This window comes from Pseudomonas sp. UBA6276, assembly GCF_002438365.1.
GTDB lineage: Bacteria > Pseudomonadota > Gammaproteobacteria > Pseudomonadales > Pseudomonadaceae > Aquipseudomonas > Aquipseudomonas coleopterorum.
Map to the genome: position 1 here is coordinate 22,186 of NZ_DJUS01000043.1, position 6,762 is coordinate 28,947.

6 protein-coding genes are annotated in these 6,762 nt (G+C 62.9%); 2 read left to right on the forward strand and 4 right to left on the reverse strand.

Translation table 11 applies throughout. The annotated features are described in order from the left end of the window. Positions 1-46: 46 nt before the first annotated feature. The 3 genes from B2V21_RS04860 to B2V21_RS04870 all read right to left on the reverse strand — a co-directional run bounded on the left by B2V21_RS04860 (position 47) and on the right by B2V21_RS04870 (position 3,695). A complete protein-coding gene (locus tag B2V21_RS04860) occupies positions 47-856 on the reverse strand; it encodes a DeoR/GlpR family DNA-binding transcription regulator (protein WP_192068482.1) in 810 nt (269 codons plus the stop codon). Between the two features lie 41 nt (positions 857-897). Further along, on the reverse strand, positions 898-2,247 hold the full coding sequence (locus tag B2V21_RS04865) for a gluconate:H+ symporter (protein WP_090358243.1): 1,350 nt from the start codon (positions 2,245-2,247) through the stop codon (positions 898-900). A 74-nt stretch (positions 2,248-2,321) separates the two neighbouring features. Next, positions 2,322-3,695 carry a hypothetical protein gene (locus B2V21_RS04870; RefSeq protein ID WP_286916176.1) on the reverse strand — a complete coding sequence of 458 codons (1,374 nt, stop codon included), beginning with the start codon at positions 3,693-3,695 and terminating at the stop codon, positions 2,322-2,324. A gap of 240 nt (positions 3,696-3,935) precedes the next feature. Between B2V21_RS04870 and otnK the strand changes: the two genes are divergently transcribed. Together otnK and B2V21_RS04880 are read left to right on the forward strand one after the other, a co-directional pair. Then, positions 3,936-5,225, forward strand: coding sequence for a 3-oxo-tetronate kinase (gene otnK, locus B2V21_RS04875; protein WP_286916177.1), 1,290 nt, complete (start codon positions 3,936-3,938; stop codon positions 5,223-5,225). Beyond that, the gene (locus tag B2V21_RS04880; protein ID WP_286916178.1) at positions 5,222-5,860 is read left to right on the forward strand and encodes an aldolase; all 639 of its coding nucleotides are present in this window, start codon (positions 5,222-5,224) and stop codon (positions 5,858-5,860) included. Before otnK ends, B2V21_RS04880 begins: the two co-directional genes overlap by 4 nt. A 220-nt stretch (positions 5,861-6,080) precedes the next feature. Here the strand turns inward: B2V21_RS04880 and B2V21_RS04885 are convergent. Continuing rightward, positions 6,081-6,762: vitamin B12 dependent-methionine synthase activation domain-containing protein (locus tag B2V21_RS04885; protein ID WP_286916179.1), on the reverse strand; the 682-nt coding region annotated here is incomplete at its 5' end.

Consider the following 6,762-nt stretch of genomic DNA (forward strand, 5'->3'; position numbering starts at 1 on the left):
TCTGGCCACGGTCGCGCAAGGGAGTTCCATCAACCAGACCAGACCGTCAGCCTTCGGCCAATAGCACTTCCACACCCAGCTTGCGAATGGCCTCGGCGGCCACCTCGGTCAGCTCACTGTCGCTGATGACCACATCGAACTGCTCTAGGCCGGCGATCTTGTACATCCCGAACGTGCCGTACTTGGAGCTGCTGGTGATCAGCACCCGCTGCGACGCCGCCTGCATCGCCACCTGCTTGACCTCGACCTTGAGCGCCGAAGGGGTGGTGATGCCCCGTTGCAGGTCCCAGGAACTGGTGGACATGAAGGCAATGTCGGTGGCCAGCTGGCGTAACGTCGCCACCGCCAAGCCCCCGACGCAGGAACGATTGGGGTGATCCAGCAGGCCGCCGGTGTGGATGACATCCACATGCACCGCTTCAGCCAGCGCATGCACGATGCCGAAGTCGTTGGTCACCACGGTCATGCCCGACAGGGCAGCGATGTGCGGGACGATCTCCAGCGTGCTGGTGCCGGCATCCAGATACACCGTCATGTCATTGCGCAGCAAACCTGCCGCCAGAACCGCCATGGCCTGTTTCTGTGGCTGTTCGGCGACCGCCTTGGACTGGTGGCTGGGCTCGCTGTGCAACTGGCTGGCGATGCGCACACCGCCAGGCACCGAATACGCACGGCCTTCCTGCTCTAGCACACTGATATCGCGACGCACGGTCATGTGCGAGCAGTCGAACATTTCCGTCAGCTGGTGCACGCTGAGCACCTGATGCTTGCGCAACTGGCGCAGGATCTGTTCCCGGCGCTGGTCCGGAATCATCGGTGCGGCGCCAGTGATGGCGAGATCCTCGTCGGTGGGCATTCAGGCTCCGTGGCGTGCAGGCAGATAGTCAGGCGGACATCTTAGCGAATCACCGCTTCGATCAATAGAACACCGAGCAAACCGATCACCGATTGCAGACACAGCATCAGGGTCCATGTGCGGAAGGTCTGCGCCACACTGAGCTGAAAGTATTCCTTGAACAGCCAGAAGCCCGAATCGTTGACGTGGGACAGCATCACGGCACCCGAGGCGGTCGCCAGTACCAGCAACTCCGGTGACAGGCCCGGATAGGCCAGTGCCAGAGGCGCGACGATCCCGGTGGCAGCGACGGTGGCGACGGTCGCCGAACCGACGCAGATGCGTAGCAGCGCCGCGATGCCCCAGCTTAGAATCAGTGGATTCACCGCCCAGCCCGAAGCATGGTGAGTGATCAGTGCATCCAGGTGAATGGTGGTAAGCATTTCCTTGAAGCCGCCGCCGGCACCCAGGATCATCACGATCGCGCCCAGCGGTGCCAGACCCTGGCTGGCCATCTTCTGCACCTGGCCCAGGTTGAACCCGGCGCGCAGGCCCAAGGCGAAGAAGGCAAAGATGACCGCGATCAACAACGACAGGATCGGATTGTTCAAGGCGTTGAATACCGCATAGGCCATCGAGCCCTTGACGCTGAAGGCCAGGCCCAAGGTACCGACCAGCATCAGGCCGGGCGGTAGCAGCACGGCGATGATCGACGACAGCAGTGACACCTGGTTTTGATCGGGGCTGACTTCACGCGCACCCACCGGGCCGGCGGTGAGGTCAGGCGCCGGGCCAAACCAGGGGCTGATCAGGCGGGTGAAGATCGGCCCGCAGATGATCGCGGTGGGCACGGCGATCAACAAGCCGTAGAAAATGGTCAGGCCGGTGTTGGCGTGGAACGCGGCGACCGCCAGCGTCGGCGCGGGATGTGGCGGCAGCAGGCCGTGGGACACGTACAGGCCCGCGGCGAGCGGCAGACCGATGTAGAGCAGATGGCTATGGGTGCGCTTGGCCACCGTATACACCAGTGGCGCCAGCATGATGAAACTGACGTCGAACAGGTGCGGCATGCCGATCAGCAATGCGGCGGCGCAGATCGCCCAGGGTGCGTACTGCACCGGACGCTGGCCGATGAACGCGTTGGCGATGCGGTCGGCGCCTCCGGACCCCAGCAGGATGCCGCCCAGCAGCGTACCCAGACCAATGACCGGCCCGGTCTTGGCCAGCGCCGAGCCGAAGCCCTTGGCGAAGCTGTCAATGGTCTCGCCGGCGCCCGCACCACTGAGCAGGCCAAGGCCGATCGCGGTGAGGGTCAGGGCCAGGAACGGGTTGAGCTTGAGCTTGGTGATGAGCAGGATCAACACCACGATGGCGCCGGCGGCCATCGCGAAAATCAGCAGTTCGCTATTCATGTTTTTATGGAACCTGTGAAGTGGACGTCGGTGCCCGTGTCAGGCACCGGTATCGGCTCAAGGCCGCTGTGCGATCAGGCCGATTGCAGGCCGGTCTGCCAGGCGCGGTGCAATTCATCGTTGTACTGTTCGATGTCACCTATCAGGAGCAGCTCGCCAGCCTTGATGTTCCGCGCGGCGGTGGCGTGGGCTGTCAGGTACAACGGAGCGATATCGTCGGGGGCATCCGAACGCCCCAGCAGCACGGCCTGCACACCGGTCACGTCGTGGTGGTGGCCACCCATTTCCAGCACGGTGCCTGCAGCGATATCGACCGTGGCGCGTCCGGCCAGAATGGTCGACTGGCTCGGCTTGTCGGTGCCCGAAGCTCGTTTGTGCAGCACGGCGTTGAGCAGGGTGATCGGCGTTTCCACGCCCATGAAGTGGTAGGGCAGGTACAGGCAGGCGTAACGTCCGTTGCGGCTCACCACGTGGCCTTTCTGCGCGAGCAATTCCCAGGTCGGTTTGTCGTGGGTGCGGATGATCACGAACACCCCCCCGGCAAAGCTGGCCTCGTCTGACAGGCGCAGCACGTTGAACACCTCGATCACACCGCTGCGACACAGCACACCACCGTCTTCACGCAGGGCATAGATGTCGGCCAATTCGCTGGTACGGGCAATCGGGTAGTGCAGCAGCTCCACATCCGGCACCAGACCGGTATTGGTAGCGACCACCGACATTTCGCAATAGTCGGCTGTAGCGGACGTCTTCAGGCCATTCAAGGCAGCGCGACGCGCTTCCAGGGTAGCGGGAATGTCGTCGCCCAGACGCAGCAATTCGCCCATGGCCGGCGCGGAAATGGTGGTGTCAAGCTGGGTGATGCTGCCGTCCTCGGGGTTGAACACCAGATCGTATTCACTGGACTTGCCCGCCGCGACGATGTCCAGCTTGAGCACACGCGCCCAGCTGACCCAGCCGATCAGGTTGGCCGGCTGGTCACCGTCGGCGGTGGTGTAGACCACATCGTGTTGTGCAGCCAGGCGGGACAGGGCGATACCCGCAACCGAGTCCACTTCCTTGCTGACCATGGCGACGTGACGACCGTCCTCGATGGCGCGCCGGGCGACCTGGTAGCCAATCGCAGGGTTGCCGGTGGCTTCCACCAGAATGTCGTAGCGGGCTGCCTGCAGGAGGGCGACGTCCGCGATCAGCACAATGGCATCGGCCGGTGCACTGGCAACCGCAGCGGCGTCGTTGCAGATGTGTAGCTGTTCTGCGGCAAAGCCCAGTTCGACGCACAGCCCATGCAGGCCGGGCACGTCCAGGTCGCACAGAACGGCGGGGACCAGATTGGGCATCAGCCGGGTCTGGGCGAGCAAGGTGCGCGAGAACCCCCCCTTGGCGCCGGTGAGTGCGTAACGTACGGCCTGATCGGCTTGTGCAGCGAACAGCAATTCGAAATTCATGGTTCGTCCTCGGTGAAGGGAAATCGGCAGCGACCACCGGATGAACAATATTTGTTATGGATTCGTAGCTCCCGAGTGACAGCACGATAGTGTGGATTTCACATTCAGGTCAATTTATTTAACATGGATTAACATACCGATCGCTTTCGATTGTAGTATTGGGTCATTGAATCGCTCAGATGAACCAATAATTAACATGCACCGTGCCCGCCACGGTGACCTGTGCAGGAGATGCCACTCATGACCGCTGTCCATCGCCCACTGCTCGGCTGCATCGCCGACGACTTCACCGGCGCTACCGATCTCGCCAACATCCTGGTGCGCGGCGGCATGCGCACGGTGCAATCGATTGGCGTTCCAGACAGTGATCTGGCGGAATTTGCGGAGGCAGATGCCATCGTCATCGCCCTCAAATCCCGTACCACGCCGGCGGCCAGCGCCGTTGCCGAATCGTTGCAGGCGCTGGCGTGGTTGCGCGAGCATGGCTGCCAGCAGTTCTTCTTCAAATACTGCTCGACCTTCGATTCGACGGCAGAGGGCAACATTGGCCCGGTCACCGAGGCACTCCTGGAAGCCCTCGGCAGCGATTTCACCATCGCCTGTCCGGCGTTCCCGGAGACCGGCCGCACCTTGTTCCGTGGTCATCTGTTCGTTCAGGACAGCCTGCTCAGTGAATGCGGCATGCAGCATCACCCGCTCACACCGATGCAAGATGCCAACCTGGTCCGCGTGCTGGACGAGCAGACCACCGGTGCGGTGGGTCTGTTGCGCTACGACGTGGTCGGGCAGGGCGCCTCTGCGGTCGTCATGCGTATGGACGAACTGCGGGCCGAAGGCGTAAGTGTGGCCATTGCCGACGCCGTGAGTGACGAGGATCTGCAGACCCTGGGACACGCCTGCGCGAACCTCGCCTTGATCACAGGCGGCTCGGGGGTGGCCCAGGGCCTCCCGGAGAACTTCCGCCGCCAGGGCCTGTTGCGCACGGGCGATGCCGCTGCGATGCCTATTATCGAAGGCCGCGCCGTGGTCTTGGCAGGCAGTACCTCCAAGGCCACCAATGGCCAGGTCGCCGCCTGGCTGGAAGCAGGTTGCCCGGCCTTTCGCATCGACCCGCTGGCAATCGCCCGTGGCGAGCCGGTCGTGGCCCAGGCCGTGGCCTTCGCCGATCGCGACGAAGCGGTGCTGATCTACGCCACCAGCAGTCCCGAGCAGGTGGCCGCCGTGCAGCGAGAGCTAGGTGCGGAGCAGGCTGGCGCCATGATCGAGAAGGCGCTTGGCGGGATCGCGGCACAGCTGCAGGATAGAGGCTGGCGCCGCTTCGTCATCGCAGGTGGCGAAACGTCGGGCGCGGTGGTGCAGGCGCTGCAGGTCAAAGGCTTGCGTATCGGCCGTCAGATCGATCCTGGCGTGCCGGCCACCGTGGCCTTCGGCGGCACCACTGCGCTTGCGCTGACGCTCAAGTCGGGCAACTTTGGCAGCGTGGACTTTTTTGCCAAGGCCTTGGCCTGCCTGGCGGGAGATTTTTCGTGAGAAACGAACACGCCTTGCGCGAAGAAATCTGCGAAGTGGGTCTGAGCCTGTTCCAGCGTGGTTATACCGTCGGCAGCGCCGGCAACATCAGTGCGCGCCTCGACGACGGTTGGCTGATCACACCAACCGATGCTTGTCTGGGAAGGTTGCAGCCACACACCATCGCCAAAGTCACCACGGCGGGTGAATGGGTGAGCGGCGACAAGCCATCCAAGACCCTGGCCCTGCATCGCCAGGTGTACGACCGTAACCCAGAAGTGAATGGCGTGGTCCACACCCACTCCACGCATCTGGTGGCCCTGACTTTGGCTGGGGTGTGGAGCGCCCAGGACATTCTGCCGCCGCTCACGCCTTATCAGGTGATGAAGGTGGGGCACATCCCATTGATCCAGTACCAGCGTCCGGGCTCGCCCGACGTCGCCACACAAGTCGCGGCCTTGGCCGATCAGGTGAGGGGAGTCATGCTGGAACGATTGGGCCCGGTGGTGTGGGAAAGCTCCGTGTCGAAGGCCAGCCATGCACTGGAAGAACTGGAGGAAACCGCACGGCTGTGGCTGATGACTCAGCCACGGCCTGCACCCTTGAGCGAGGAGGCCATCGAAGAACTCAAGGCGGTGTTCGGTTGCCTTTGGTGAGTCATTGACCTTACTTGTGGAAAGGCCTTTGTTGGGCTTTACTGGAACCAGCGTCCAACAAAATCACAAGAGACGATGCCGATGAGCAACTCCCTGAAAACCCGCAAAAACGACAGCCATGTCGACGCCTGGGCCATAGGCTTCATGATCGTGGTGGTCATGGCGACAGCGGTGTACTGGTTCAGCCGAGGCTGACCCAGTACCGGCAACAGCATCTGCCTCAGTTGTCATAACCCAGATTCGGCGCCAACCAGCGCTCGCTGACGGCCAGATCCTGTTGCTTGCGCGCCGTGTAGCTCTGCACCTGGTCCCGATCGATCTTGCCCACGGCAAAGTATTGCGCCTGGGGGTGAGCGAAATACCAGCCGCTGACCGCCGCCGCCGGGAACATCGCGTAGTGCTCGGTGAGCGTCACGCCGCTCTGCCCGTTGTGATCGAGCAGGTCGAACAGTGTGCCTTTCTCGGTGTGGTCCGGGCAGGCCGGGTAACCGGGGGCAGGGCGGATGCCCTTGTACTGTTCCTTGATCAGCGCCTCGTTGTCCAAGGTCTCCTCGGGGTCATAACCCCAATGCTCCTTGCGCACCTGCTGGTGCAGCCACTCGGCGCAGGCCTCGGCCAGGCGGTCCGCCAAGGCCTTGACCATGATCGAGTTGTAGTCGTCGCCCTTGTCCTGATAGGCCTTGGCCACCTCTTCGGCACCGATGCCTGCAGTGGTGATGAAGCCGCCCACGTAGTCCGTCACGCCGCTGTCCCTGGGCGCCACGAAGTCGGCCAGGGAGAAGTTCGGCTTGCCATCGGTCTTGATGATCTGCTGACGCAGATGATGCAAACGCGCCAGCGGCTGGCCGTCGTCGCCGTAGACCTCGATGTCGTCATCCTCGACCTGGTTGGCCGGCCAGAAG

Bases quoted from the DNA above. Each gene is read 5' to 3' on its own strand.
- B2V21_RS04860 (WP_192068482.1), bottom strand. From the start codon at position 856: ATGCCCACCGACGAGGATCTCGCCATCACTGGCGCCGCACCGATGATT.
- B2V21_RS04865 (WP_090358243.1), bottom strand. From the start codon at position 2,247: ATGAATAGCGAACTGCTGATTTTCGCGATGGCCGCCGGCGCCATCGTG.
- B2V21_RS04870 (WP_286916176.1), bottom strand. From the start codon at position 3,695: ATGAATTTCGAATTGCTGTTCGCTGCACAAGCCGATCAGGCCGTACGT.
- otnK (WP_286916177.1), top strand. From the start codon at position 3,936: ATGACCGCTGTCCATCGCCCACTGCTCGGCTGCATCGCCGACGACTTC.